A 24,864-nucleotide genomic window follows, 5' to 3' on the forward strand; every position below is an offset into this window, starting at 1 on the left:
GGACATGGCAGATCAGACAGGGGAGCGGCGCGATGCCGGTGCGCGGTCCGGGCTGCGCGGCGACTGCGCGAACTGCTTCGGGCTGTGCTGCGTCGCCCTGCCCTTCGCCGCCTCGGCGGACTTCGCGCGCGACAAGCCCGCGGGGAGGCCCTGCCCGAACCTCCTGGGCGACCACCGCTGCGGCATCCACACCCGGCTCCGCCAGGAGGGCTACCCGGGCTGCACCGTGTACGACTGCTTCGGCGCGGGCCAGAAGGTCTCCCAGGTCACCTTCGGCGGCCGGGACTGGCGTACGGAGCCCGCGGGCACGCTCGGCGAGATGGCCGCGGCCTTCCCGGTCGTACGGCATCTGCACGAACTGCTGTGGTATCTGACCGAGGCACTCACCCTGGCCCCCGCCCGGCCGGTCCACGCCGGGCTGCGCGACCTGCTGGAGCGCACCGAGGAGCTGACCCTGCTGCCGCCGGCCGAACTGGCCGCACTCGACGTGGACGCCCACCGGCAGGACGTGAACGCACTGCTGCTGCGCACCAGCGAGCTGATGCGGGCCGGGGTGCGCGGGCGGAAGAAGGACCGGCGGGGCGCCGACCTGATGGGGGCCCGGCTGAGGGGCGCCGATCTGCGCGGGGCCAGCCTGCGCGGCGCCTGTCTGATCGCCGCCGACCTCACCGGCGCCGATCTGCGCGGCGCGGACCTGATCGGTGCCGACCTGCGCGACACGAACCTCATGGACGCCGACCTGACCGGCGCGTTCTTCCTGACCCAGCCGCAGCTGAACGCGGCCCGCGGCACCGCGGGCACCCGGCTGCCGGGGTCAGTCACCCGCCCCGCGCACTGGGCAGCGCGGCCCTGATCCGCCGCCCTCCGCCACCGCCACCGGCGCCTCCGGCTCCCGTCCGGCGGGCGCCGTGCGCCGCTCCAGGCGCAGCCGCAGCCCCTCCGGCATCAGGGTGAGCCGTTCGGTCACCTTGAGCCGGTAGGCGGGGTCGGCCCGCAGGTCGTAGCGGCGCAGCAGCAGACCGAGCACCAGCGTGGCCTCGTGCAGCGCGAACTGGCGGCCGATGCACGCCCGCGCGCCGGTGCCGAACGGCTTGAAGACGTGCGGCGGACGGCCGCGCACCGCCGCCGCGTCGAAGCGGTCCGGGTCGAAGCGCTCCGCGTCCGCGCCCCAGGCGTCGGGGTCGCGGTGCAGCATCGGGGTCAGCACCAGTGTCCACGCGCCCCGCCGCATCGGGTGCTCGTCGGCGAGCACCGTGTCCTGGCGGGCCTCGCGGGCGAAGGCGGGCGCGGTCGGCCACAGCCGCAGCGACTCGTCCAGCACCCGGCGCAGATAGCGCAGCTTGGCGACCTGCTCGTAGCCGGGCGCCGCCGTGTCGCCCCATGTCCGGTCCACCTCGGCGCGGGCGCGGGCGGCGATCTCCGGGTGCCGGGAGAGGTAGTACAGCGCGAAGGACAGCGCGCCGGAGGTCGTCTCGTGCCCGGCGACCAGGAAGGTGATCACCTGGCGGCGCACGTTCTCGTCGGACAGCCGCTCCCCGGTCTCCGGGTGCGCCGTCTCCAGCATCCGGTCCAGCAGGTCCCCGCTGCCGCCGCCGCTCCCGCTGCCCGTGCGGCGGGCGCGCACGAGGTCGTCCACGGTGCGGTTGAGGTACGCGATGTCGTCGGCGTTGCGGCGGCTCGCGCCGCGCAGCAGCAGCGGGGCGAGCGGCGCGGGCACGGAGTTGAGGCGCTGCGCATAGCTGAGGGTGCCGACCATCGCGGTGACGAAGGGGTGCGGGCGGGCGCGTTCGAAGGAGCCGAAGTCATGGCCGAAACCGGTGCGCGCGATCGTCTCCAGGGTCAGCTTGGTCATGTCCCCGGGCACGTCCACGGCGCTCCCCGTGGCCTCGGCGCGGTCCCAGTGGCCGGTGAGCCGGGCGGCCACGTCCAGCATCATCCGGTGGTAGCCGGCCATCGCCTCGCGGCTGAAGCCGGGCGCGAGCACGTCGTGCGCGAGCTGCCAGTTGGGCTCGTGGTTGTACGCGGTGAACAGACCGTCCCCGGCGACCGGCCGCAGATTGGCGACGCCCAGGCCCACGTGCTTGGCGAACCGGCTCTCGTCGGCGAGGTCGGCCGCCAGCTTCGCACCCCAGACGAAGACGAACTCCTTGCCGAACACCTTGCGGCGGAAGATCGGGCCGAGCGCGCGGGCGTGGCGCATCGAGTCCTGTACGGGCGTGCTGCGGTCGACCCCCAGCACATCGCCGAGGAAGGGGATCCGGTGCGCCGGGTGCGGCAGCCGCTCCAACTGCGGCCAGCCCGTCCCCGCGTCGCGGAATCCTTTCGGCAGTCCGGTCCCGGTCGTGGTCTCCGCCATGCCGTGCGCTCCCCGTTCTCCCCGGGCCCGCCGGAGTCCCGGCCGGGCGCCGTGCCGGTCCCTCGGCACGTGTTGGATGTCGGTTCAATAGCGGCTCCCAGTCTGGTCCCGTTGTTGAACTCGCGTCAAGTAGAGTGCGGGGATGGCCGCGAACCAGGGGGAGCAGCGCACGCGCCGCCGGCTGAGCACGGGGGAGCGCAGGGAGCAACTGCTGTCCGTCGGGGCGCGGCTGTTCTCCGAGAGCCCCTACGACGACGTGTGGATCGAGCAGGTCGCCGAGATCGCCGGGGTCTCGCGCGGCCTGCTGTACCACTACTTCCCGACCAAGCGCGACTTCTTCGCGGCGGTCGTGGAGCGGGAGAGCGGGCGGATGCTGCGGATGACCGCGGCCGTCCCCGGGGTGCCCGTGCGCGAGCAGCTGACGGCGGGTCTGGACGCCTATCTGGAGTACGTCAGCGCCCACGCGCACGGCTACCGCGCCTTCCACCGGGCGGACGCGGCGGGCGACCAGGCCGTGCGCCGGGTCTACCGGCGCGCCCTGGCCGCGCAGGAGCGGCAGATCCTGGCCGCGCTGGACGCCGACCCCGAGTTCGGCCCGTCGGCCGCCCGCCGCCCCGATCTGCGGCTCGCCGTCCGCGGCTGGCTGGCCTTCACCACCGCCGTCTGCCTGGAGTGGCTGCGCGGCTCCGAGCTGACCCGGGCGCAGGTCAGGGACCTGTGCGCACGGGCGCTGCTGGGCGTCCTGGCACCCTGACCGGCGGACCGGGCCGCCGTCCCGCCGCCCCCGTGACACGCTCGGGCGCCGTCCCCCGTCCCGGTCGTCGCGCGCCTCCGTGCGCCCCCTCCCGGACGCCCGTGTCGGGCCGACATGGTTGGCGTGCGCCCCGATCTTCGATAAGTTAGGCAAGCCTTACCTTATGGATGGCTAGCGAGGAGGTTCCGGATGGGCGACAGCCACACATGGACGGCGGTGCCCGGAGCGGCACAGCGGGCGCGCTCGGTGCTCGCCGCCGCCTGGTCCTGCGCGGTGACCGCGGAGGGCGGCCGGGAGGAGTTCACCGGCGCGCACACCGTCACCGAGGACGGCCGGGTCCTGCTGCGGCTGCCCGAGGACAGCCCCCTGGCCGCGGCGGCGTTCTGCGCGCCGCGCGGTGAACTGCCCGGCGTCCTGGAGTTCGCCGACGTGGCACCCGTCCCGGTGCGCGACCGGATCCGCGCCCGGCTGTGGCTGGCCGGCCGGTTCACCCGGGCCGACGACCACCTGGACTTCGGGCCCCGGCGCGTGCTGCTGCGCCGCCCCGGCGACGCCGTCGCCGTGGACCCGGGCGAGTTCGCCGCCGCGGCCCCCGACCCGCTGGCCGTCGCCGAGGCCCAGCTGCTCACCCACCTCGCCGACGCGCACTCCGACGCGGTGGACCACCTCACCCGGCTCGTCGCCGCCGACAGCCTCCAGGGCGCCGTACGGGTCCGCCCGCTCGCCGTGGACCGGCACGGCCTCACCCTGCGCATCGAACGGGTGCGCGGCCAGGGCGACGTACGGCTGGCCTTCCACACCCCGGCCGACGACGTCACCCAGCTCGCCGAGCGGATGCACGTCCTGCTCGCCCAGGCCAGCGCCGCCGCCTGCCCGCGCCCGCTACAGCGGCAGCGCGCAGACGGCGACGGGTGAGGCGAACGGCTCGCCCGCCAGACGCAGCGAGCCGTCCCGGCGCCCGACGCGGAAGACACTGACGGTGCCCGACCTCTGGTTCGCCGCGAACAGCAGCGCGCCGTCCGGGGAGAACGCGATCTGCCGGGGGAAGTCACCCGCCACCGGCACCGTGTCCAGCAGGCGCAGCCGGGCGCCGCCCGCCTCCACGGCGTAGCGCGCCAGCGTGTTGTCGCCCCGGTTGGCGAGATAGGCGAACCGGCCGTCCGCCGTGACGAGGAACTGCGCCGGATAGTTGGTGCCCGCCCCGGAGCCCGAGGACTGCGGCGCGCCGACGGTCAGCCGCCCGCTCGGCGGATCGTAGGCGCAGACCGCGACCGTGTCGTCCACCTCGTGGGCCAGGTACGCGTACCGGCCGCCCGGGTGGAAGGTCAGATGGCGCGGTCCGGCCCCGGGCCGCGTCCCGGCCCGGGAGACCTCGTCGAGCCGGCCCGTGCGCTCGTCCAGGCGATAGGAGTACACCGTGTCCGTGCCGAGGTCGACGGCGAGGACATGGCCGCCGTCCGGTGAGGTGGTGAACTGGTGCGCGTGCGGGCCCTGCTGGCCGGGTCCGGGCGGCGGGCTGGAGTGCGTCACCAGCGCGGTGCGCTCGCCCAGCGCCCCGGAGCCGTCGATCGGATGCACGGCCACACTGCCGGACTTGTAGTTGGCGCTCAGCAGCCAGCGCCCGCCCGGATGCACGGACACATGGCAGGGCCCGGCCCCGCCGGTGCTCCGGGTGCCCAGCACCGCGCGGTCGGCGAGCCGGACCGCCGTCACACCCCCGTCGGCGCGCTCGTCGACCGCGTACAGGGTGCGGCCGTCCGGGTGCACGGCCAGATACGACGGGTCGGGCACGCCGGTCAGCACGCCCTGCCCGGTCACGGCACCCGAGACCGGGTCGTACGCCGCCAGGCCGATGCCCGTGCCGCCGTTCGCGCCCGAGGTGTAGGTGCCGAGGTACAGCGGCCGGGTCCCGGACGGCCGCCTCGCCGTGCGGGCGCCTTCCCCGGCCGCCGCCGGCGCCGCGGACCCCGGCGGTTCCGGCGTGCGCGCCGGAGCGGGGACCACCGCCATCGCGGCGGCGCCCGTCACGGCGCTCATCAGCCGCCGTCTGCTCCACCGGCCGCCCGGCGCTCCCGCACCACTGCCCATGCCGCACTCCAGGTCTCGTAGGAGGTCGTCACCGCCACCTTGGACCGGACCACCCGGGGCGGGCAAGAGTGGCAACGCGCGTTGCATAGGGTGCAACGCGTGGGCGGGTCACCAGTCGCCGTCCTGCACCCCACCGCCCGGGGCGTCCTTGAGCGGGGTGACCTGCCCCGGCGAGGGCTGCTGCCACGGCTCGTGGTCCTCGCCCAGCCAGTCGCCGACCGGCCGCACCGCCGCCAGCGCGTCGGCGGGGGAGAGATCGTAGGCGTCCTCGTCGAAGTAGTCGTACCAGGGCAGGCCGGCCGCGGTGTACGCGGCGCGGTCCACCGGCGAGGGCGGGGGAGCCTCGCCGGTGATGTGCCGCCACTGCGGCGGCGTCATCAGGTGCACGAACACCCGCCCGGCCGGCTGCGGCGCCCAGTCGCTCAGCGGCCGCGGGTCCCGGTACACCTCCTGGCGCATCGAACCGCCCGCGCCCAGGCCCATCGCGGCGCCCCGCGGAGCCGGTGCCGAGGGCGCCGGCGGCGGCGCGCCCGCCGCGAGGGCCCCCGGAGCCGCGAGCGGCCCCGCCGCCGTCCGCCGCAGCACCGCCCGCCGCTCCTCCTCGCGCCACCGCTCCAGCGCCGCCGTGCCCAGCGGGAACGACTGCAACTGCACCCCGCCCCAGACCTCCTCGCCGGTGACCTGGCCCTCCACGGTCGCCCCGAGGCCCAGCGGCACCGCGACGAACTGCCGGACCGTGCCCGCCCCTGAGTTGACGCCGTCCAGCCAGGGCTGGCGCGGCACCACCACGTAGTTCTGCGGATCCCCGGCGAGCCGGCCGCTCCAGGGCTCGCCCGAGACCGCGCACACCTTGCCCGCCCCGACCTGCACGGCGACCGGCCGCGTGCCCAGGAACCGCAGCCACATCGCCTCGCGCAGACACACCGGCAGCAGCACACCGCCGCGCCGCCGCATCTCCTCGGGCACCCGGTCCGCGTGGTCGGCGACCCGCCGCAGCGGGAAGGTGCCGAGCCCCGGCGGCAGCGGATGCGTGCCCGTCTCCGGCAGCCGCAGCGTGCGCACGAACCGCACGCCCACGCCGCCGGGCAGATGCAAGGTGTCCTCGTCGATCCGAACCGCCGCGCCGCTCATCCGCGCCCTCCCCGTCCGTCCCGTCGACTGCCGCTCGTCCGCAACGGCCGTCCTTCAGCCAGAACGCCGGGCGGGCTCCTCCTGGTTCCGGCGGTTGCGCACCGGCGCCCCCAGCCGGTCCGCGATCCGGGTCAGCCGCGACCGGCGCTCGCGCTGCTCGCGGGTGTGCCGGTCCAGTTCCTCCAGCAGCCGCTGGGTGCGGTGCTCGGTGTCCATCTCGTCGATGATGCGGTTGACCTCGGTCAGCACCGCGCCCTGCAACTGCCACTGGCTCGCGTCGTGCTGCACCTCGTCCAGCAGCTGCCCCGCCAGCTTGTCGCGGGTGGCCGCGGCCTGCCGCAGCTCGGCCGCGAGCCGGGACTCGGCGGACTCGGCGCTCACGCTCACATCGGTGGTCACCAGTACCGCGTAGCTCACCACCGCGTCGGAGATCTCGGACAGCAACTGCTGCACCAGGGCGCCGACCGGGGCCGAGAACAGCGGCCTGGGCTCGCGCGCTTTGGCCAGATCGGTGAAGGTGCGCGCCAGGACCCGCAGGACGACCGTGCAGATCTCCAGCGTGTCCAGGCCGGTGCGCAGCACCACCCGGTGCAGCAGCCCCTCGCGGACCCGCGGGTTCAGCCGCAGGCTGTCCTCGGCCTGCCGCAGCGCCGCGTCCACGTCGGCGATGTCGTGGTCGAGCCGGCGGGCCTCGTGCAGCCGGGCGGCGGCCTGCTCCACCGGGGTGCCGCCCGCCACCTCCTCGCCCATGTGCAGCATCAGCCGCCGCATCCGGCGGGCCAGCCCGTCGATCGACTCGCCCGCGTGCTCCGTCCACACCGGGGGAGCCAGCAGCAGATTGCAGCCCATGCCGACCACCGCGCCGATCAGCGTCTCCACGATCCGCGCCCAGGCCGTGCTGCCGACGGTGGTGACGCCGAGGACCAGCATCGCGCTGATCGCGACCTCGGCGACGAACTCGTCCACCCGCACCAGATGGCCCACCCCGAGACCCGCCAGGATCACCAGGGCGAGGCTCCACCAGGTCAGGCCCACCAGCAGGGAGAAGAGGATGGCGACGACCACACCGGCCACCACCGCGTTCACCCGGCGGACGCTGGTCTGGAGCGTCGCGAACAGGGTGACCTGGACCACCAGCAGGGCCGTCAGGGGTGCGGTCAGCGGCGCCGGCTCCGGGCTCAGCCACTTCGCGATCACGTACGCGATCGTGGCCGCGACCGTCGAGCGCAGCGCCTGGACGACCACCGGGTCCCGGTGCCGCTTCACCAGCCGGACGAGGGACGACATCGACTCGCTCACATCGTGCATCCCTTGCGCTGTTCCCCGTTCGCGGACGCGTCGAACGTCACGTCCGCCGGGTACGGCCGTCCGCGCGGCGGACCGCGCGCGCGGCCCGGCGCGCGCGGCCGGGCGCGGCCGTCAGGCGTACAGCTTGTCGAGGTAGGCGGCCAGATTGCCGTTGGTCCGGGCGATCTGCTCCTGCACCGTCAGGCTCTCCTCGAACCGGGTGCCGTTCTGCGGGACCTTCTTCCCCCGCACATACAGCGAGCAGGCCAGGTCGGTGCACATGTACAGACCGACCGAGTTGCCCTCGCGGCCCGCGGTGCCCGCCTTGCGGGCGGTCATCAGGGAGACCCCGCCGCCCGGATGCGTGGTCAGGCACAGCGAGCACATGCTGCGGTGCAGGAAGCCGCGCTGCGAGGCCGGGAAGCGCAGCGCCACGCCCACCGCGCGGCCGGCGCGCTCGGTGACCAGATAGCTGCGGTCGGGCGCGCCCGGATCGCGCCAGCCCAGGAAGTCGAGATCGTCCCATGGGCGTTCCGCCAGGTCGCGGGGGACGGCCAGCCGCTTGGCCTCGCCCTTGGAGCAGTTGACGAAGCAGGCGCGGATGTCCTGCTCGGACAGAGGTCTCATGAAAGGCTCCGGGTGGATCGGGCACCGGGACGGACCACGGCTCCGATGCCTAAGGCTTTTAGGTTCAGGGCTAGGATAAGCAGGTTGCAGGAGGGGGATCCAATGAATATCCGCAGCGGTGCCGGGCCGGCGCTGCCACCGGCGGCCCGTGCGGCGATCGCGCACGTGGCGGCACGGTCCGCGGGCCCGGCGCTCGCACCTGACCTGCGTATCACGCTCAACTTCCACCCCGACCGGCTCTCGGGCGGCCTGCCCCTGCTGCGGGCGCTCGCCCGGGACGGCGCGTACCACTCGCAGTTCGTCACCGGCACCAGCAACGGCGGACTCACCGCCCGCCCCGGCGGGGACGTCGGCGTGGGGAGCACCGCATCTTCGGCGGTGCCTACGACACCGCTCCCGCGGCCGCCCGGCCCGTCTACGGCGCGCTGGACCTCCGCCGCCAAGTGGTGGGCGCCGCGCCCCGGTTCGGCTCCTCGCACTTGCGGCTCACGGCGGCGGCCCTGGCCCGCGCCACCTTCTGCTACCCCGACAGCGCCGCCGAACCCGCCGACTTCGGCACCGCCACCGCCCTGGCCCTGACCGCCCTGGCCGAGGCCGACGAGCGGGACGCCCTGGACGACTACGTCGAGGCCCAGGTGCACGGCGGCGTCGCTCTCGCCCGGGACGTGGAGGTCCTGGTCCTGGACGCGAGCTATCGCGGCACCCCCGTCGAGGCCGACGCGCGGGACCTGCCCTGCCCGCTCGCCTGGCACCCCGGCTACCGGCTGTCCGTGCGGGAACTGTGCCGCCACGGCGACTACCGGGGCGCCGAGTACACCGCGCTCGGGGCGCGGATCGCCCGGGACGGGCACCTCGACCCGTGGATCATCGGCGAGGCCGCCCGCACCGGCCGCCACGCGGCACAGGACCTCAAGAAGGTGTGGCACCTGCTCGCCCGGCACGGAGCGCCCGAGGGAGCGGGCACCGCCTGCCTGCCCCGCGCGGGCGCCACGGCCGGGCCGGACCCCGCCACGGAACCGGCCACGCCTTAATTTATTGCCTGACCTAAGGGGGACGGGAAGTCGCGCCGGACCGGCCCCCGGCGGTATGTTGCAGGTCGGACAGGGCGGGACAGGGCACGCGTGCAAGGACGAGGGAGCCACATGGCGGCGGGGCGGAACGGGCGCACGGTGCGCGATCTCAGACGGGCCAACCGCACGGCCGTCCTGCAACGGCTGTACTTCGACGGCCCCCTCAGCCGCTTCGAACTGGGCCCCGCCACCGGCCTCAGCTCGGGTTCGATCAGCAATGTCGTCGCCGACCTGGTCGCCGACGGACTGGTCGAGGAGGCCGGCAGCGTCGACTCCGACGGCGGGCGCCCGCGCACCCTGCTGCGCGTGGTCCCGGCCAGCGGCCACATGATCGGCGTCGATGTCGGCGAGACCCGGGTGCGCGTCGAGCTGTTCGACCTGACCCTCACCGAACTGGCGCGCACCGAACGGCCGCTGACCGGGCAGCGCTACGACGTCGACGTGATCACCGGCCACATCGGGGACGGCATCGCCGAGGTCCTGCGCACGGCCGGGCTCGCCCCCGAGCGCCTGCTGGGCGTCGGGATCGGCGTCCCCGGCATCGTAGAGCGCACCGAGGACCGGGGCGCCGTCGTGCACGGGCAGACCATCGGCTGGGACGCGGTGCCCCTGGAGACGCTGCTGCGCGCCGGGGCGCACCTCCCGGACGGTGTGCCCTGCTTCATCGACAACGGCGCCAAGACGCTCGGCCAGGCCGAGATGTGGTTCGGCGCCGGACGCGGCGCGGGCAACGCGGTCGTGGTGCTCTTCGGCTCCGGCGTCGGCGCCTGCCTGGTCACGCCCGAGGTGGAGCGGGGCCGGGCCGTGGAGTGGGGGCATCTGACGGTACGGGTGCGCGGGCGCCGCTGCCGGTGCGGCGCGCTCGGCTGCCTGGAGGCGTACGCGGGCGCCGAGTCGCTGCTGGCCCGCTGGCGCGAGGAGGGCGGCCGGCCGCCGGGCGGCACCGACGAGGAGACCGCGCTGACCGCGATGCTGGCCGCCGCCTACCCGCCCGAGGGCACCGCGGCCGACCCGGTCGCGCTGGCCGTGCTGGAGGAGACCGCCGAGTATCTGGGCGCGGGCCTGTCCGACCTCATCAACCTCTTCCAGCCCGAGCGCATCCTCATCGGCGGCTGGGCGGGCCTCCAGCTCGGCGCCCGCTTCCTGCCGGCGGTACGCCGCCACGCCACGGCCTACGCCCTGCGCCACCCCGCCGAGCGGGTCACCGTCGAACTGGGGCGGCTCGGCCCGGACGCGGTCACCGTGGGCGCGGCGATCCTGCCGCTGGCCGACTTCTTCGCCCGCGGCGGGCGCCCCGCCGCACCGGTGCCCGAGGCCCGCCCGCCGGCCTGGCAGACGGCCCTGGAGGAGCGCAGGCCGTAGCAGCCCGCCCTCCCGGCAGCCGACCCCGCCGTCACGGCTTGCGGGCCACCCCGCCGTGGATGTCGGTGGGCTTCGGCGCCGTGCCGGGCGCCGGGCGCCACAGCGGGCAGGAGACGACGCCCGGCTCCAGCAGCTCCAGGCCCTCGTAGTAGGCGGCGACCTGCTCCGGGCTGCGCAGCACGTAGGGGACGGCGCCGGTGTCGTCGTAGCCCTGCTGGGCCTCCTTGAGCGCCCGGTCGGTGTCCGTGCTGTCGTAGTGGACGAAGTAGCTGCCGGAGGGCAGGGCGGCCTGGAGGCGGCGGGCGATCGACTTCGCCTCCTCGTAGTCCTGGATGTGGCCGAGGATGCCCATGAGCATCAGGGCGACCGGCTGCTCGAAGTCCAGGGTCCGCCCGGCGCGTTCGATGATCGTCGCGGGGTCGTGCAGATCGGCGTCGATGTACTCGGTGACGCCCTCGGGCGTGCTGGTGAGCAGCGCCTGGGCGTGGCGGAGCACCAGCGGGTCGTTGTCGACGTAGACGACGCGCGCCTCGGGGGCTATGCGCTGGGCGACCTGGTGGGTGTTGTCGTACGTGGGCAGGCCGGTGCCGATGTCGAGGAACTGGCGCACGCCGAGTTCGCCGGCCACATGGGTCACGGCGCGGATCAGGTACTCCCGCGAGGCGCGGGCCATCGTCTCGATGGTGGGGGCGTGTTCGCGGTAGGCGTCGCCCGCGATCCGGTCCACCTCGTAGTTGTCCTTGCCGCCCATCCAGTAGTTCCAGATGCGGGCCGAGTGGGGCACCGAGGTGTCGATCTTGGACAGCGCGTCCTGGTCGGGGGTGGGGCGGCCGTTGGTCATGGGGGTCTCCTGCCGTACGTCACGCGGGGGTTCAAAGTACCGTCAACGACCTTGCGCCGAACGGTGGTTCGTGAGGCGCGAGATGCGAGACGGGGCACGAGGGGCGCGAGGGGCACCGAGGGGGTGGCGCCCGTGGCGCACCAGTGGTTCGGCGGGGCCGGGCCGGCGCGGGGCCGCGCGCCGGGCGGTGTCCGCCGCCGGGAGCGGGGCCACCCGCACGGCGGGAGGTGGCGTGCGGGTGGCCCCGCGAGGCGGGCCGGGGCGGGCCGGGCCGGGTTCGGCCGCGGCCCGGGGACGCCCGCGGCCCGGGTCCTGCGGGATCGCGGGATCGCGGGATGCGGAGTGCGCGGCGCCGGGCGGCGGGGGAGGGGGAAGCGAGCGGTCCCCGGCGCGGCGGCCGCCGCGCGCTCCGGTCAGTCGACCAGGAAGTCCGCGAGCCCCGCCTTGGCGCCCGCGAGGAAGGTGACCATCTCGTCCCGGGTGTAGATCAGCGCGGGTCCCGTGGGGTCCGTGGACTGGCGTACGGCGATCCTGCCGTCCGGCAGGCGCTTGGCCTCGACGCAGGAGCCGCCGTTGGTGCCGCTCCAGGGCTTGTGCCAGCCCTCGGTGCCCAGTTCGCCGGCGGGCATGCCGTTGCGGACCGAAGGGGCGGGCGTCCGGGGTGCGGTGGATGCCATGGGATCACAACTCCTTACGCAGTTCGGCCAGGATGTGCTTGGTCCGCGCGACCGGTTCGGCCTGCACGGACATCCGGTCCAGTACCTCGAGATAGGTGACGACGTCCTCCGGCCGGTCGTAGTAGACCGAGCCCGCGAGGTTCTCGGTGTAGACCACGTCGGGCAGTTCGGAGAAGCCGAAGCGGAAGTGGTGGAAGGGTCCGTAGGCGCCCGGGTGGGCCCCACGGCGTAACGCATGATCTGGATCCGTACCTTCGGGGTCTCCAGGGCCTCCAGGATCCGGTCCACCTGGGCGCGCATCACCTCGGCGCCGCCCACGGGACGGCGCAGCACCGTTTCGTCCAGGATGGCCCAGACGGCGGGGGCGCCCGGTCGGGCCAGCAGATCCTGCCGCTTGAGGCGCAGGTCCACCCGGCGGGCGAGTTCCTCCTTCGACTCGTTGGGGAAACCGACGCGCATCAGCGCGACGGCGTAGTCGAACGTCTGCAACAGCCCCGGCACGTAGTGCGGTTCGTACAGGCGGATGACGCTGGCCTCGCTCTCCAGGCTCACATACGCCTTGAACCACTCCGGCAGCACATCGCGGTACTTGTACCACCAGCCGGGCTTGTTGGCCTCGCGCGCCAGGGCGGCGAAGTCGTCGATCTCGGCGTCCGGGACACCGTAGGCGCGCAGCAGCTCCCGCACGTACGGGATACGCAGGCCGACCTCGGCCTTCTCTATGCGGCGCACCGTCAGCGGCGTCACCTCGATGGCGCGCGCCGCCTCCTCGAAGGACACACCCGCGCGTTCGCGCAGCTGCCGCAGGCGCTTGCCGAGAACCATCCGCAGAACGGTGGGTGCGCTGCCGCCGGAGCGGTTCTCACTCACCTCTGACCTCCCGGAGCGGCTGTCACAGCGTGCAGTGTGTCACGCGCCGGACGACTCGAACAGAGTGATGCGAGGCTGTCTGAAATTATCAGAACGCAGGTTGCGAGCCGAGTGTGTGCCACATCATAGTGATCCGGGAAGCCGGCATCCGGGTCGCCGTCTGGTGATCAACTCGCGGTGCTGGTATGGGAACTGACGTTCCAACAGGTGCGGTGCGGTCCTCGGCCGCACGGGACTGCGAGGCGAGAGCTGGATGACCACCGTGACCGACGGACAGCCCACGAGCCGCGAGGAGAGTCCGGCCGGGGCCGGTGGCGCGCGCCGGACCGGCGACGGTGGCGCGGGCCGCGCCACGACGGGGTGCCGGGAGGCCCGATGACCGGATCCAGGGCACCGCACGGCGGTCTCCCGCACGCACCGGCGCAGCCGCTGGAGGAGCCCCCGGCCGCCGCCCGCGTCCCGGACCGGGCGGTCGAACCGCCCCGGCTGCGCTCCACCGTGCCCGCCGACCCTTCCTGGGCCTCCGCGGTACGGCGTCTGGTCACCCAGCACCTCGCCCGGCTGCGGCTCACCGCCGACCAGTGCGACAGCGCGGTCCTCGCCACGGACGAGCTGTTCGCCAACGCGGTCAGCCACGCGAGCAGCGGCCCGCGCGACACCGTCACCCTCACCATCGAACGCACCGCCCGCACCCTGCGGGTGACGGTGGCCGACCGGTCGCCCGTGCTGCCCCGGCGCCGCGCGGCCGACGCCGCCGACGAGTCGGGGCGCGGGCTGGCCATCGTGGCCGCCCTCGCCGACGACTGGGGCCTGGCGCCCCCGGAACCCGGCAACCGCGGCAAGCGGGTCTGGTTCACGCTGTCCCTGCGGGGTGCCGCGTCATGACGGACCACCCGGCACAGGCGCACGCGGGCACGGACACCGTGGCACGCGCCGCCGTCCCGGCGCCGGGCGGCGACCGGGCGTACGCACCCCCGCCGCCCCGCGCACCGGAGCCCGGCACCGCCGCCCCGGACGGGCCGGCGGCCGACGCGACGGCCGGGGAGACGGTGCCCGGGGCGGCGCAGGCGGCCCCGGAAGGGCGCCTGTGGCAGGCGCTGACGGCGATGTACGCGGCGGACACCGCGGCGGCCCGCGCCCCCCGCACCGGCACGGGCGCGGGCACTGGTGACGCCGGCGACGGCCGCCCCGGCGACCGTCGTACCGCAGCGCTGCCGGACGGGCGGCTGCGGCGCGCCCTGTCGGCGCTGTACGCGGCGGACCCCGCGACGGCCCCCGCGACGGCCGACGTTCCGGCCGACGCCCTCGGCGCCGAAGCCGCCCGGGGGAACGCCGGGGAGTCCGGGCGGCCCGTGCCGGACGCCGTGCCGGGGGAGCGGGACGAGCCCGGCGAGACCGCCACCGCGCCCTTCACCGCGGCGGTGGTCCAGGACCTGCTGTGCCGGGCCGAGCGCGACCGGCGGCTGACGCGTGAGGCGGGCGCCGCGCCCACACCGCAGCGCAGGCGCGGCGTCGTCGAGTGCCACCGGGACAACGCGGACGCCCTCGCGGGGATCGTCGGCCGGCACGGCTGGCCGGCCGCCGCCGCCGTGGGCGCCGAGGCGTCGACCGCGGCGCTGATGATCCTGCTGCACGCGCCCCGGCTGGACCTGCGGCTGCGCTGCCGGGACCTGATCGCGCAGGCCACGGCCGACGGCCGCACCCCGGCCGTCCACCTCGCCTACATCGCCGACCACTGCGCCGTGGAACTGGGCGAACCGCAGTTCTACGGGACGCGGATCGATCCGGTGACCCTGCGTCCGTACCCGGTCCGGCTGCCCGAGACCCTCGACGAGCGCCGCCAGGACGTCGGCCTTGGCCCGATGGAGGAGCAGATGCGGGCGCTGCGGCTGCGCGGCTGAACCGGCGCCGCGACCGGGGGACAGGGCGGCCCGATCGGGTCACGGGCAAGCGGCCCTGGCCGACGGGACTTCCGCAGGTCGGCGGGGTTTCGCGGGCCCGTACGGAGGTACCCGCGCCTCGGCCCGGCGGCGGACGGAGACCTTGAAGGCCGACGGACCGACGGAGCGAAGAGGTCCGCGGCCGCCGGGTGACGCGCGGACCGTTACGCGCAGGCCGGAGAAGCCGGAGAAGGGAGCACACCGTGACCGCACACCGCCCGCCCGTCCCCCGGGACATGCCGGACCAGCAGGCCCAGGCGGACGAGGACCCCTGGGAGACGGCGCACACCGCGGCGGGCCCAGGGCAGCCCCGGCGCGAGCCCCCCGCGGACGAGGTCCCCACGTCGGACGAGGAACACCCCGGCCCGGACGAGCCGCCCGCCTGACCCCTGCCCCACGGCCCCCTGACACACGGTGACACACGGTTGGCACGGTCCTGAGCCCGTGTCCCCGGCCCCGGCCGACCCCGGCCGACCGGGGGCGGACCGGCCGGCCGGGGGCGGACCGCCGAGTCCGGTCGTCCGGGCTCATCCGACCTTGCGCCCCCGCAGGGGTTCGGTGTCCGCGCCCTCGCCGCGCCGCAACCCGCGCAGGAACTCCTGGATCACCTCGATCGCCGTGTAGCGGGGGTGCCAGTCCAGTTCGGTGTGCGCCCGGGTGCAGTCCATCAGGGGCAGCCGCAGCACCGCGTCGAACAGGTGCGGGGACGCGGGCAGCAGATGCAGCCCCCAGGCCGCCGCGATGGCCGAGCGGGCGGCGGTGCGCGGCAGACGCACGGGCCGCAGGCCCAGCATCTCGGCGAGCACCTTCGCGTCCAGCGGCGGATCGGCGGCCAGGTTGAAGGCGCCGCTCACCTCGCGGTGCAGCGCCAGCTGGTAGGCGCGGGCCGCGTCGTCGGTGTGCAGGGCCTGCACCCGCAGCCCGGGGACGTCGGGCAGGAACGGCAGCAGTTCGGGCCGCGCCACGGGACCCGGCAGGAACCGCCCGCCGAAGATCCGCCGCTGCTCGCTCGCGGACTCGGCCTTGAACAGGAACCCCGGGCGCATCCGCACCACCCGCACATCGGGGTGGTCCCGTTCGAAGGTGTCGAGGGACCGTTCCAGATACGCCTTCTCCCGGGTGTACGCGGCGTCCGGCCAGCCGTGGGTCGGCCAGGACTCGTCCACGGCGCGGTCCTTGGGACCCGGCGAGTACGCGCCGACCGAGGAGGCGTGCACCAGCACCGGCACCCGGGCGGCGGCCACCGCCTCCTGGACCCGGATCCCGCCGAGGACGTTGGTGCGCCAGGTCGTCGCCGGATCGTGCGTCGGCTGGAACGCCCAGGCGAGGTGGATCACGGCGTCGGCGCCCTCGAACTGCTCGGCCAGCGGCGCCTGCTCGGAGGAGATGTCCACCCGCGCCCACTCCGTCCTCGGCGGCGACCACCGCGGGATCCTGCGGGCCAGGCCCCGTACGGAGGCGACCTCCGGATCCTCGGAGAGCAGACGGACCACGCTGGTACCGGCATTGCCGGTGGCGCCCGTGACGACGACCCTGCTGCCCGACACGCTGCTCACGTTCGGCTCCTTCCGGAAGACGGTCGAGTGCGGGGCACGAGTACCCGGTCCCCGGCCGTCGACCCGCGCGCCCCGCGCCCGCCCGTGCGCACGCCCCCGCGGGGCCTCTCCCGTCCCGTTCCCTCCCGTTTCCTCCCGTTCCCGTCCCGTTCCCGCCTCGGTCCCGCCCGGCATGACCTCCGACGTCATCGACCCGCGCCCGCCGCGCCGCGACCATGGACAGCGGACGACATCACGTCACCGCACAGCCCGCACCGCACTCCGGGAGGTCCCCATGCCGTACGTCACGAGCCCCGCCGACGGCACCCGTCTGCACTACGTCGACCACGGTCCGGTGGACGGGCCCGTGGTGGTCTTCGTCAACGGCGCCTACTTCGGGACCGGCATGTGGGAGTTCCAGACGCTGCCGCTGGCGGGTGAGGGGGTGCGCTGCGTCGGGCTGGACCGGCGGGGCCACGGCCGTTCGGACGACGTGTGGGACGGCTACGACCTGGACACCCTGGCCGACGACCTGTACGGCCTCCTCGACCACCTGGACCTGCGCGAGGTCACCTTCGTGGGGCACTCGCTGGGCAGTGCGGAGATCGTGCGCTGCCTGACCCGGCACGGCACGGACCGCGTCGCGCGGGTCGCCTTCGTCGCGGGCATCGCGCCGGGCGTGGTCCGCACGGCCGACCACCCGGAGGGCTGGGACCCGGAGGTGATGCGCGCCGGCCGCGCGGTGTTCCGCAAGGACCGGGCGGCCTTCTACGAGGACGGGGCCGGCCCGTACTTCGCGCTCGACGTGACCGGCAACGAGGTGTCGCCGCACTACGTCCGGCACGTCGTCGACCAGGCCCTGGCCTGCACCCCCCGCGCGGCGGACGCCGTCAACGAGCTGGTCGCCACGGTGGATCTCGCCCAGGAACTGCCCAAGCTCGGCCTGCCGCTGCTCGTCGTGCACGGCACCCACGACACGTCCGCCCCGCTGGAGGGGACCGGCCGCCGGACCGCCGCCCTGGTACCGGGCAGTGTGCTCAAGGAGTACGAGGGCGGCGGCCACGGGCTGTACGTCACCCACGCGGACCGGCTCAACGCGGACCTGCGGGCGTTCCTCGCGACGTCCTGAGCGGGCCGGGCCGGGCGGTGCGCCGGCGGGGCCGGGCCCTTCGCCCGGCCCCGCCGCCGTACGGCCTCAGGCGCGGTCCGCGAACGCGTCCACCCCCGTCAGCTCCGCCGACAGCGCCCACAGCCGGGCCGCCTGGCCCGGGTCGGTGGCCCAGGGCTTGACCCCGCCGCTGTGCATGCCCTCGTCGGGCACCGGCTCGGCGATGTCGCAGTCCTCCAGATAGACACCGCCGAGTCCGTCAAGACGGGGCGAGGTCGCGGCCCAGACCTGGGTCGCCGCGCCCTGCTGCGGGGTCTTGAATCCCCGGGGGTTCAGCGGGACGCCGTTCTCGTCGACCCAGCCGCGCTCGATCATCTCCTCGCGGGTCAGATGGCGCTGGAGCGGGGTCATGATGGCGCCCGGGTGGAGGGCGAAGGCGCGCACCCCGCGGTCCCGGGCCAGCCGGTCCAGATGCACGGCGAACAGGACGTTGGCGGTCTTGGCCTGGCCGTAGGCCGCCCATTTGTCGTAGCCCTCGCGCCAGTGGACGTCGTCCCAGCGGATCGGGGAGAAGTGGTGGCCGCGCGAGGAGACCGAGACGACCCGGGCACCGCCCGGCTCGATGGCCGGCCAGAGGCGGTTGACCAGGGCGAAGTGGCCGAGGTGGTTGGTGGCGAACTGCGCCTCCCAACCGGGTCCGACCCGGGTCTCGGGGCAGGCCATGACACCGGCGCTGTCGATGACGAGGTCGACGGTGCGGCCGGAGGCCAGGAAGCGTCCGGCGAAGTCCCGGACGCTGTCCAGGTCGGCGAGGTCGAGCGTGTCGGTCTCGGTGCCCTCGATGCCGTGCAGCGCCTCGCGGGCGGTCGCGGGACGGCGGGCGGGGACGACCACGCGAGCGCCCGCCGCGGCCAGCGCCCGGGTGGTCTCCAGACCGATGCCGGAGTATCCGCCGGTGACGATCGCCAGCTTTCCGGTGAGGTCGATGCCGCTGAGGACGTCGGCGGCGGTGCCGGCCGCCCCGAAGCCCGAACCGATCTTGTGCTGTGGCGTGGTGGTCATGCCCGGAACGCTACGGATTGGAGCGCTCTCCAAGTCAAGCGCGCACACCGGACACCGGCACCGGGGGCTGGGGAAGGAGCGAAAAAAGGGAAGCCCCGGCCGGACGGGGGAATCACGGCCGGGGCGGTCCTGGTGTGGGCACGCATGGCGGTCGCCTCTCGGCGAGACGCTCCACAGGGCTTCAGCCGAACGATCGTCCCTGTGGGCAATAGGTGAGGCCCGGGGACACCGTCCCATCCGCACCCACGCCTGGTTCAACGGGCCAAGGGGGTCCGGTGTTCCGGTCTCTGCCTCGTTTTGCGGTGATCCGGGTCACTCCGCAGGGGTACGCGGTGCTGTACCCGGTACCGGGGCGCCGGAGGCGGCGCCGGGCACGGTCTCCGCCCACAGGCTCTCCGCCTGGAGCAGCAGCGACCCCAGCACCGTGACCGGGGCCGCCGCCCGCCCCGCCTGCTCGCGCAGCCCGTCCTGCAACCGCCGGTGCAGCGCGCGCCGGTCCTCCTCGGCCCGCCCGCCGTCCGGGTACGCGCCCGGGTCGGCGGGGCGCTCACCGCGCAGCCGGGCACCCTCCGCGTGGCACGCCCCGGCGACCAGCTCCAGCAGACCGGCGTACGTCCGCAGCACCCCGGGCTCCGGAGCCGCGGGCGCCCGGTTCTCGTCGGCCGCGACCGCGAGCGTCCGGGTGAGCGCCCGTACGTGCCCGGTGACCCTGCTCCAGCGGTCGTCCTCCGTCTCGGGCGGCACCGGCGCGGGCGGCCTGCGCAGCGCGCGCAGCGGACCGGCGGTCAGCCGCAGGCTCTCCCGGCTCCAGCGACGGGCCGAGTGCAGGGTCTCCAGCCGGCGTTCGAGCCGGGCGGAGCCCCGGGACCACTCGGCGGCGGTGCCCTCGTCCCAGTCGCCGTCGCGCAGCCCGTCGGCCACCGCGCACAGCAGGTCGCCCGCCTCCCGGGCGACCGCGGCGAGGTTCTCCCGCACGTCACGCAGATGGATCGGCGGGAGGACGAAGGCGTTGACGGCGAGACCGATCACCGCGCCGAGCACCGTCTGCCCCAGCCGGTGCCCGACCGAGGCGGCCGACACACTGCCCGTGGCCAGCGTGAACACGGCCGTGGTGGCGCCGTAGACCCCCTGGTCGCCGAAGCGCGACCAGTTCGCCAGGAGCATCAGCACCGGCAGCGACAGCGCGAGCGCGGTCAGCGTGTCCCCGGTGAGCGCCTGCGCGGCGGAGGCGAGCAGGGTCCCCGCGAAGATCGCCGTGCACTGCTGCCCCGCCCGCAGCAGCGAGCTGAACACCGTGGCCTGCACCATGACCAGCGCCACCCACGGCGCCATCAGCGCCATCGGGTCGCCCAGCCAGATCTTCGCCACCACCCAGGCCAGCAGCGCCGCCCCGGCGGCCTTGAGGGACTGCACGACCAGGTCCCGTTCCCGTCCGGGGCCGCGCGCCACCGCGCGCAGGGCGCGCCCCGCCCGGCACGCCTCCTCCCGCGCGGCGTGCCAGGTCCGGCCGCCGAGCAGCCGGCCGACGGCAAGCGCCCGGCACAGGACGCCGCCGCGCGGGGCGGGGGAGTCCGGCGGGGACGTGGGATCTGGAGTCTGCGCTGCGCCCGTCATGGTGCCCGGGTATCCGCTCCGGCCGGTGTCTTGAGCAGGGAACATGTCACGTTTGCGTGCGCCGGACGGGTGCCCCGGGCGCGTGCGGCCCGCCGTCCGCCGACGTGCTGTGCGGGCATCTCAGGCCAGCGGGCTGTCCGCCAGGGACGCCAGCAGGTGCGCGGGATCGTCGTAGACCGTGTCCGCGCCGGCCTCCTGGAGGTCGGCACGCGGGATGCCCCCGCTCAGCACGCCCACGCACCGCACCCCGGCCCGGCGGCCCGCCCGCATGTCCCAGACGGTGTCGCCGACGAACACCGCGTCTCCGGCGGGCGCCCCGGCCAGCTCCAGGGCGTGCTCGACCGGCTCGGGAGCGGGTTTGCCCGCCGACACGTCGTCGGCGCTCGCGATGCCGGCGATGGCGTCGTCCGCGTCGATGGCCCGGCGCAGCGCGCCCAGCTCGGGGCCGCTCGCCGAGGTGGCGAGGACCACCGTCCAGCCGTCCCCGTGCAGCCGGCGCAGCAGCCGCCCGGCGTCGGCGAAGGCGGGCAGCCGGTCGAAGTACTGCCCGTAGAGCGCGCTGTGCGCGGCGGCGAGCGCGTCGTCCTCGTCCTTGTCGCGGTCGTCGCCGAGGAGATGGGCGATCAGATCGGCGGAGCCGAGGCCCACCGAGCGGTGGACGGCGTGCATGGGGACCCGGTGGCCCGCCTGCCGGAACGCCTCCCACCAGGTGACGACATGGAGGTGGTTGGTGTCGACGAGCGTTCCGTCGACGTCGAACAGGGCGGCACGGTCCATCCGGGATCCTCTCTTCGCTGCGCGCTCTCCTCACGGGCGCGCGGGGTCCGTCCGGGTACCACGTCAGGGGCCCGCCACTCCGGACGGCGTGCGCCGCTCGCGGGTCCACTCCAGCAGCTCGTCGGCCGACCAGGTGGTCACGACGCGTTCCGGCGCCACCCCGCACTCCTCGGCCCGCGCGCAGCCGTGGATCTGCCAGTCCAGCTGTCCGGGCGCGTGCGCGTCGGTGTCGACGGAGAACAGCGTGCCCGCCGCCACGGCACGGCGCAGCAGCCGCAGCGGCGGGTCCAGCCGTTCGGGACGGCTGTTGATCTCCACGGCGGTCCCGGTCTCGGCGCAGGCGGCGAACACGGCGTCCGCGTCGAACTCCGACTCGGGCCGCCCCCGCCCGGTCAGCAGCCGTCCCGTGCAGTGCCCGAGGATGTCGGAGTGCGGATCGCGGACGGCGGCCACCATGCGGCGGGTCATCGAACGGGCGTCCATCCGCAGCTTGGAGTGCACCGACACGACCACCACGTCGAGCGCCGCCAGCAGCTCAGGGTCCTGGTCCAGGCGGCCGTCGTCGAGGATGTCGCACTCGATGCCGGTCAGCAGCCGGAACGGCGCCCAGCCCCGGTTCAGCTCCGCGACCACCTCCAGCTGCTCGCGCAGCCGCGCGGGCGACAGGCCCCGCGCCACCGTCAGCCGCGGCGAGTGGTCGGTGAGCACCGCCCACGCGTGGCCGAGGTCCGCCGCGGCCCGGCCCATCTCCTCGATCGGGCTGCCGCCGTCGGACCAGTCGGAGTGCAGATGGCAGTCGCCGCGCAGCAGCGCCCGCAGCCGCTCGCCGCCCCGGGCAAGCGGCTCGTGCGCCTCCTCCTCCAGCGCGCGCAGATAGCCGGGCACCTGTCCGGCCAGCGCCTCCCGGACCACCTGCGCGGTCTTCGGCCCGATCCCCTTGAGCGACTCCAGCGTCCCGTCACCGGCCCGCCGGGTCACCTCCTCGGCGGTGAGCGCGGACAGCACGCCGGAGGCGGTGCGGAAGGCACGTACGCGGTAGGTGGGTGCCCCGGACCGCTCCAGCAGGAAGGCGATCCGGTCCAGCGCCTCGACAGGGTCCATCACCACCTCCACCCCCAGGGTTGCCCGGCCGCCCCGCGACCGCACCTCCACCCACGAGGCACGGCTGCTTCCCTCCGGCGTGATCGGCCGGACAGGTCCTAGGCTGGACGGCATGACGGAGAGCGCGAGTCCCTACATCTCCCAGCCGCGGATCATGGTGCTCGGAGTCCAGCCGGGCGACCCGCCGTTCCGCATCGTGGAGATCGACGGCGAGGTGGTCGGCGAGGCGAAGACCGTCACCGATGTGCTCCAGGCCGCCGCCGCGTTCGGCATCACGGTCCATGACCTGGACGACCCGGACACCGTGCGCTGGGTGGGCGGCGACAAGTTCACCTGGCGCTAGCGAGGGCCGGGGGCGCCGGGTGCGGAGCCCCCGGCGCGGACCTCAGCCCACCGTCCACTTCTGGTTGGCGGCTCCCGTGCAGGTCCAGATCTGGAGCCGGGTGCCGTTGGCGGAGCTGCCGCCGGTGGCGTCCAGGCACTTGTCGGCCTGCGGATTGACGATGTCGCGGGCGGCCGGGAGCGCCCACTTCTGGTTGGGGCCGCCGGTGCAGTCCCACAATTGGACCTGGGAACCGTCCGCGGTGGCGTTGTCCTTGACGTCGAGGCACTTGCCGAGGGCGCGCAGGGTGCCGTCGGAGCCGGCGGTCCACTGCTGGGCGGCGGTGCCGTTGCAGTCGTAGAGCTGGACCGGGGTGCCGTTGGCGGGGTTCGCCCCGGCCACGTCCACGCACTTGCCGGCCAGTCCCCTGATGGGCAGCGCCCCGGCGGGGCTGTCGGACGTGGTGACCGAGACGGAGTCCACCACCAGTTGCTGCGGCAAGGACGTCGAGCCGTCCGGGTCGCCGGGCCAGTAGCCGCCCACCGCCAGATTGAGGATCAGGAAGAACGGCTTGTCGAACACCCAGGTCCGGCCGCCGAGGTCGGCGGGCGTCCGGCGCTGGTAGACGTTGCCGTCGACCGACCAGGTGATCGAGCCGGGCGCCCAGTCCACGGCGAAGGTGTGGAAGGCGTCGGCGAACGCCTGGCCGTTCGGCAGGGAGTACGCGGCGCCGATGCCGCCCGAGCCGGAGTAGCCGGGGCCGTGGATGGTGCCGTGCACGGTCGAGGGCTCGAAACCGACGTTCTCCATGATGTCGATCTCGCCGGAGTCCGGCCAGTTCACCGGGGTGCCCAGCATCCAGAACGCCGGCCACATGCCCTGTCCGCGCGGGATCTTCATCCGCGCCTCGACATGGCCGTACTGCGCGTCGAACTTCCCCGAGGTGTTCAGCCGGGCCGAGGTGTACTGGCAGGTGCCGTACCAGCACTGGTAACCGCCCGGGTTCTCCCGCCGGGCGGTGATGACCAGGTGGCCCTGGCCGTCGAGGGCCGCGTTGCGGGTGCCCGCCGTGTAGTACTGCCGTTCGTGGTTGTTGACGTTGTCGCCGGTCTCCGTCTGCCACTTGGCGGAGTCGACGGCCGCGCCCGCGGGCCCGTCGAAGGTGTCGGAGAACCCGGAGAACATGGCGGGGGCGGCCGCGGTGGGGGCGGCGGCGGGGGACGGGCTCGCCTGGGCGGGGCCGACGGCCGCCGCTCCGGCGAGCACGGCGGACAGAGCGGCGAGCAGACATCTGCGGAGCGGGCGTCGAGAGGCCACGGCACTCCCTTCCGTACGGCGGCCCGGTGGGCGGGCCCGCCGACAGTCGTGGGGGAACGAGAGAGTGGTTCGGCCCTTGATTCAAGGGCTGAATTAAGAAGGCGTCAATACTCCGGTACGGACCATTCCCCAGCCGGTACGGACCGGTCCATGCGGTGCGCCCCTCACGCGCGGCGGCGTCGGCGCGCGTGCACGGCCCGGCCCATCCGCCGCCCCAGCAGCAGATGACCGGCGAGCGCCCCGGCCGTGTTGAGGATGACGTCGTCGATGTCGAACGCCCGCCCGGTGATCAGCGCCCCCTGGGCGAACTCCACCGCCAGCATCACGAGCGCGGTGAGCAGCAGGACGCGCGGCAGCCGGCGCGAGCGGGGCGCGAGGACGGGTACCAGGATCCCGAACGGCACCCCGAGCAGCAGGTTCCCGCCGATCTGCTGGACGGCGTCGCGCAGCCCCGGCTGGTCCGCGTACTCCCGCAGCGAACGCCCCGGGCGCAGGTTCGTGTGCACGAACGGCACCGAGGCGGGCGACGGCTGGAGCGTCAGCCGGGCCAGTACGACGGCGAAGGCCACCATGCACACGAACGCGCACGCCATCGCCAGCAGCCGCAGCGGCCAGGGCGCGGGCCGCCGCACCTCGACGGCGGGCTTTCCGGCGGGCTCCGTGACGCGTTCCGGGCCGGGCTCCGTGACGCGCTTCGCGGCGGGCTCCGCGGCGGGCTTCGTGACGCGCCTCGCGGCGGGTTCCGCGCGAGGCGCGGGCGCGCCGGGCGCGGCCGTCCGCTGCCCGGTCCCGCGCCGCCCCGGCACGCGGGCCCGGAGCGCCGTGAGCGGACGGAGCGTCATCCTGGCCATCCCTGCCTCCCGGGCATCCCGGCACCAACTCACCCTGCTGGAAAGCCGGTTACCCCCGAACCGCACCTGGATTCCGGCCGCCGCCACCGGCGCGCGGGCCGCGTCCCCGGTTTCCGTTGCTGCTGTCGGGGCAACCGGGTCGCACATCCGCGCGCCGCCGCACGCTCCCCGGTG

At 75.0% G+C, this 24,864-nt stretch carries 23 protein-coding genes and 3 pseudogenes; 10 read left to right on the top strand and 16 right to left on the bottom strand.

Features of this window, described 5'->3' with window-relative positions; genetic code table 11:
• Positions 1 to 4: 4 nt before the first annotated feature.
• Positions 5 to 853 (top strand): pentapeptide repeat-containing protein, encoded by an 849-nt coding sequence (locus A8713_RS29150; protein ID WP_064536732.1) that lies wholly within the window; start codon positions 5 to 7, stop codon positions 851 to 853.
• On the opposite strand, the gene A8713_RS29155 is transcribed toward A8713_RS29150, so the two are convergent.
• Entirely contained in the window at positions 815 to 2,356 is a 1,542-nt protein-coding gene (locus tag A8713_RS29155; RefSeq protein ID WP_064536733.1) for a cytochrome P450, read from the bottom strand. The genes A8713_RS29150 and A8713_RS29155 overlap by 39 nt on opposite strands.
• Before the next feature lie 142 nt (positions 2,357 to 2,498).
• Between A8713_RS29155 and A8713_RS29160 the strand changes: the two genes are divergently transcribed.
• The gene (locus tag A8713_RS29160) at positions 2,499 to 3,110 is read left to right on the top strand and encodes a TetR/AcrR family transcriptional regulator (protein WP_064536734.1); all 612 of its coding nucleotides are present in this window, start codon (positions 2,499 to 2,501) and stop codon (positions 3,108 to 3,110) included.
• A gap of 189 nt (positions 3,111 to 3,299) precedes the next feature.
• Positions 3,300 to 4,025, top strand: a complete 726-nt coding sequence (locus A8713_RS29165) for a DUF2470 domain-containing protein (RefSeq protein WP_064536735.1) — start codon at positions 3,300 to 3,302, stop codon at positions 4,023 to 4,025.
• On the opposite strand, the gene A8713_RS29170 is transcribed toward A8713_RS29165, so the two are convergent.
• The 4 genes from A8713_RS29170 to A8713_RS29185 all read right to left on the bottom strand — a co-directional run bounded on the left by A8713_RS29170 (position 3,993) and on the right by A8713_RS29185 (position 8,243).
• Positions 3,993 to 5,147 carry a lactonase family protein gene (locus tag A8713_RS29170; protein WP_237305484.1) on the bottom strand — a complete coding sequence of 385 codons (1,155 nt, stop codon included), beginning with the start codon at positions 5,145 to 5,147 and terminating at the stop codon, positions 3,993 to 3,995. The genes A8713_RS29165 and A8713_RS29170 overlap by 33 nt on opposite strands.
• Positions 5,148 to 5,306: 159 nt before the next feature.
• On the bottom strand, positions 5,307 to 6,329 hold the full coding sequence (locus A8713_RS29175) for a hypothetical protein (RefSeq protein WP_064536736.1): 1,023 nt from the start codon (positions 6,327 to 6,329) through the stop codon (positions 5,307 to 5,309).
• Between the two features lie 54 nt (positions 6,330 to 6,383).
• Positions 6,384 to 7,637: an FUSC family protein gene (locus A8713_RS29180; RefSeq protein ID WP_064536737.1), complete on the bottom strand. Its 1,254-nt coding sequence runs from the start codon at positions 7,635 to 7,637 to the stop codon at positions 6,384 to 6,386.
• Between the two features lie 111 nt (positions 7,638 to 7,748).
• On the bottom strand, positions 7,749 to 8,243 hold the full coding sequence (locus tag A8713_RS29185; protein ID WP_064536738.1) for an FBP domain-containing protein: 495 nt from the start codon (positions 8,241 to 8,243) through the stop codon (positions 7,749 to 7,751).
• Between the two features lie 102 nt (positions 8,244 to 8,345).
• Between A8713_RS29185 and A8713_RS29190 the strand changes: the two are divergent.
• Both A8713_RS29190 and A8713_RS29195 read left to right on the top strand, forming a co-directional pair.
• Positions 8,346 to 9,274: pseudogene (locus A8713_RS29190) on the top strand (DUF3626 domain-containing protein).
• 111 nt (positions 9,275 to 9,385) lie between these two features.
• A complete protein-coding gene (locus A8713_RS29195) occupies positions 9,386 to 10,675 on the top strand; it encodes an ROK family transcriptional regulator (RefSeq protein WP_064536739.1) in 1,290 nt (429 codons plus the stop codon).
• Positions 10,676 to 10,706: 31 nt separating this feature from the next.
• Here A8713_RS29195 and A8713_RS29200 read toward each other — a convergent pair whose 3' ends face one another.
• The 4 genes and pseudogenes from A8713_RS29200 to A8713_RS35010 form a co-directional block, all read right to left on the bottom strand.
• A complete protein-coding gene (locus A8713_RS29200; RefSeq protein WP_064536740.1) occupies positions 10,707 to 11,516 on the bottom strand; it encodes an SAM-dependent methyltransferase in 810 nt (269 codons plus the stop codon).
• A gap of 413 nt (positions 11,517 to 11,929) precedes the next feature.
• The gene (locus A8713_RS29205) at positions 11,930 to 12,193 is read right to left on the bottom strand and encodes a DUF397 domain-containing protein (protein ID WP_018568512.1); all 264 of its coding nucleotides are present in this window, start codon (positions 12,191 to 12,193) and stop codon (positions 11,930 to 11,932) included.
• Between the two features lie 4 nt (positions 12,194 to 12,197).
• Positions 12,198 to 12,880, bottom strand: a pseudogene (locus A8713_RS29210) (DUF5753 domain-containing protein).
• 9 nt (positions 12,881 to 12,889) lie between these two features.
• Positions 12,890 to 13,018 (bottom strand): annotated as a pseudogene (locus tag A8713_RS35010) (helix-turn-helix domain-containing protein); the annotation flags it as partial.
• Positions 13,019 to 13,438: 420 nt separating this feature from the next.
• Here A8713_RS35010 and A8713_RS29215 point away from each other — a divergent pair.
• The 3 genes from A8713_RS29215 to A8713_RS29225 all read left to right on the top strand — a co-directional run bounded on the left by A8713_RS29215 (position 13,439) and on the right by A8713_RS29225 (position 15,389).
• Positions 13,439 to 13,948: an ATP-binding protein gene (locus A8713_RS29215; protein WP_064536741.1), complete on the top strand. Its 510-nt coding sequence runs from the start codon at positions 13,439 to 13,441 to the stop codon at positions 13,946 to 13,948.
• The gene (locus A8713_RS34835; RefSeq protein WP_335743765.1) at positions 13,945 to 14,964 is read left to right on the top strand and encodes a DUF6624 domain-containing protein; all 1,020 of its coding nucleotides are present in this window, start codon (positions 13,945 to 13,947) and stop codon (positions 14,962 to 14,964) included. Before A8713_RS29215 ends, A8713_RS34835 begins: the two co-directional genes overlap by 4 nt.
• 242 nt (positions 14,965 to 15,206) lie before the next feature.
• Entirely contained in the window at positions 15,207 to 15,389 is a 183-nt protein-coding gene (locus A8713_RS29225) for a hypothetical protein (RefSeq protein ID WP_064536742.1), read from the top strand.
• A 141-nt stretch (positions 15,390 to 15,530) separates the two neighbouring features.
• On the opposite strand, the gene A8713_RS29230 is transcribed toward A8713_RS29225, so the two are convergent.
• Complete coding sequence (locus A8713_RS29230) at positions 15,531 to 16,559, bottom strand: SDR family oxidoreductase (protein ID WP_064536743.1); 1,029 nt, start codon at positions 16,557 to 16,559, stop codon at positions 15,531 to 15,533.
• 274 nt (positions 16,560 to 16,833) lie between these two features.
• Here A8713_RS29230 and A8713_RS29235 point away from each other — a divergent pair, with 274 nt between their 5' ends.
• Positions 16,834 to 17,667 carry an alpha/beta fold hydrolase gene (locus tag A8713_RS29235; protein ID WP_064536744.1) on the top strand — a complete coding sequence of 278 codons (834 nt, stop codon included), beginning with the start codon at positions 16,834 to 16,836 and terminating at the stop codon, positions 17,665 to 17,667.
• Between the two features lie 66 nt (positions 17,668 to 17,733).
• Here A8713_RS29235 and A8713_RS29240 read toward each other — a convergent pair whose 3' ends face one another.
• The 4 genes from A8713_RS29240 to A8713_RS29255 all read right to left on the bottom strand — a co-directional run bounded on the left by A8713_RS29240 (position 17,734) and on the right by A8713_RS29255 (position 22,200).
• Complete coding sequence (locus A8713_RS29240) at positions 17,734 to 18,708, bottom strand: SDR family NAD(P)-dependent oxidoreductase (RefSeq protein WP_064536745.1); 975 nt, start codon at positions 18,706 to 18,708, stop codon at positions 17,734 to 17,736.
• A 312-nt stretch (positions 18,709 to 19,020) separates the two neighbouring features.
• A complete protein-coding gene (locus A8713_RS29245; protein ID WP_107440729.1) occupies positions 19,021 to 20,322 on the bottom strand; it encodes an aromatic acid exporter family protein in 1,302 nt (433 codons plus the stop codon).
• A 120-nt stretch (positions 20,323 to 20,442) separates the two neighbouring features.
• Positions 20,443 to 21,099 (bottom strand): HAD family hydrolase, encoded by a 657-nt coding sequence (locus tag A8713_RS29250; protein WP_064536746.1) that lies wholly within the window; start codon positions 21,097 to 21,099, stop codon positions 20,443 to 20,445.
• A gap of 63 nt (positions 21,100 to 21,162) precedes the next feature.
• Positions 21,163 to 22,200 carry a PHP domain-containing protein gene (locus A8713_RS29255; RefSeq protein ID WP_064537785.1) on the bottom strand — a complete coding sequence of 346 codons (1,038 nt, stop codon included), beginning with the start codon at positions 22,198 to 22,200 and terminating at the stop codon, positions 21,163 to 21,165.
• A gap of 112 nt (positions 22,201 to 22,312) precedes the next feature.
• On the opposite strand from A8713_RS29255, the gene A8713_RS29260 reads away from it, so the two are divergent.
• Positions 22,313 to 22,543: a hypothetical protein gene (locus A8713_RS29260; protein ID WP_064536747.1), complete on the top strand. Its 231-nt coding sequence runs from the start codon at positions 22,313 to 22,315 to the stop codon at positions 22,541 to 22,543.
• Positions 22,544 to 22,585: 42 nt separating this feature from the next.
• Here A8713_RS29260 and A8713_RS29265 read toward each other — a convergent pair whose 3' ends face one another.
• Positions 22,586 to 23,839 (bottom strand): ricin-type beta-trefoil lectin domain protein, encoded by a 1,254-nt coding sequence (locus A8713_RS29265; RefSeq protein ID WP_064536748.1) that lies wholly within the window; start codon positions 23,837 to 23,839, stop codon positions 22,586 to 22,588.
• A gap of 164 nt (positions 23,840 to 24,003) precedes the next feature.
• On the bottom strand, positions 24,004 to 24,681 hold the full coding sequence (locus tag A8713_RS29270) for a VanZ family protein (RefSeq protein WP_064537786.1): 678 nt from the start codon (positions 24,679 to 24,681) through the stop codon (positions 24,004 to 24,006).
• Positions 24,682 to 24,864 lie beyond the last annotated feature (183 nt).

The organism is Streptomyces sp. SAT1 (assembly GCF_001654495.1).
In the GTDB taxonomy this organism is placed as follows: Bacteria; Actinomycetota; Actinomycetes; order Streptomycetales; family Streptomycetaceae; genus Streptomyces; species Streptomyces andamanensis.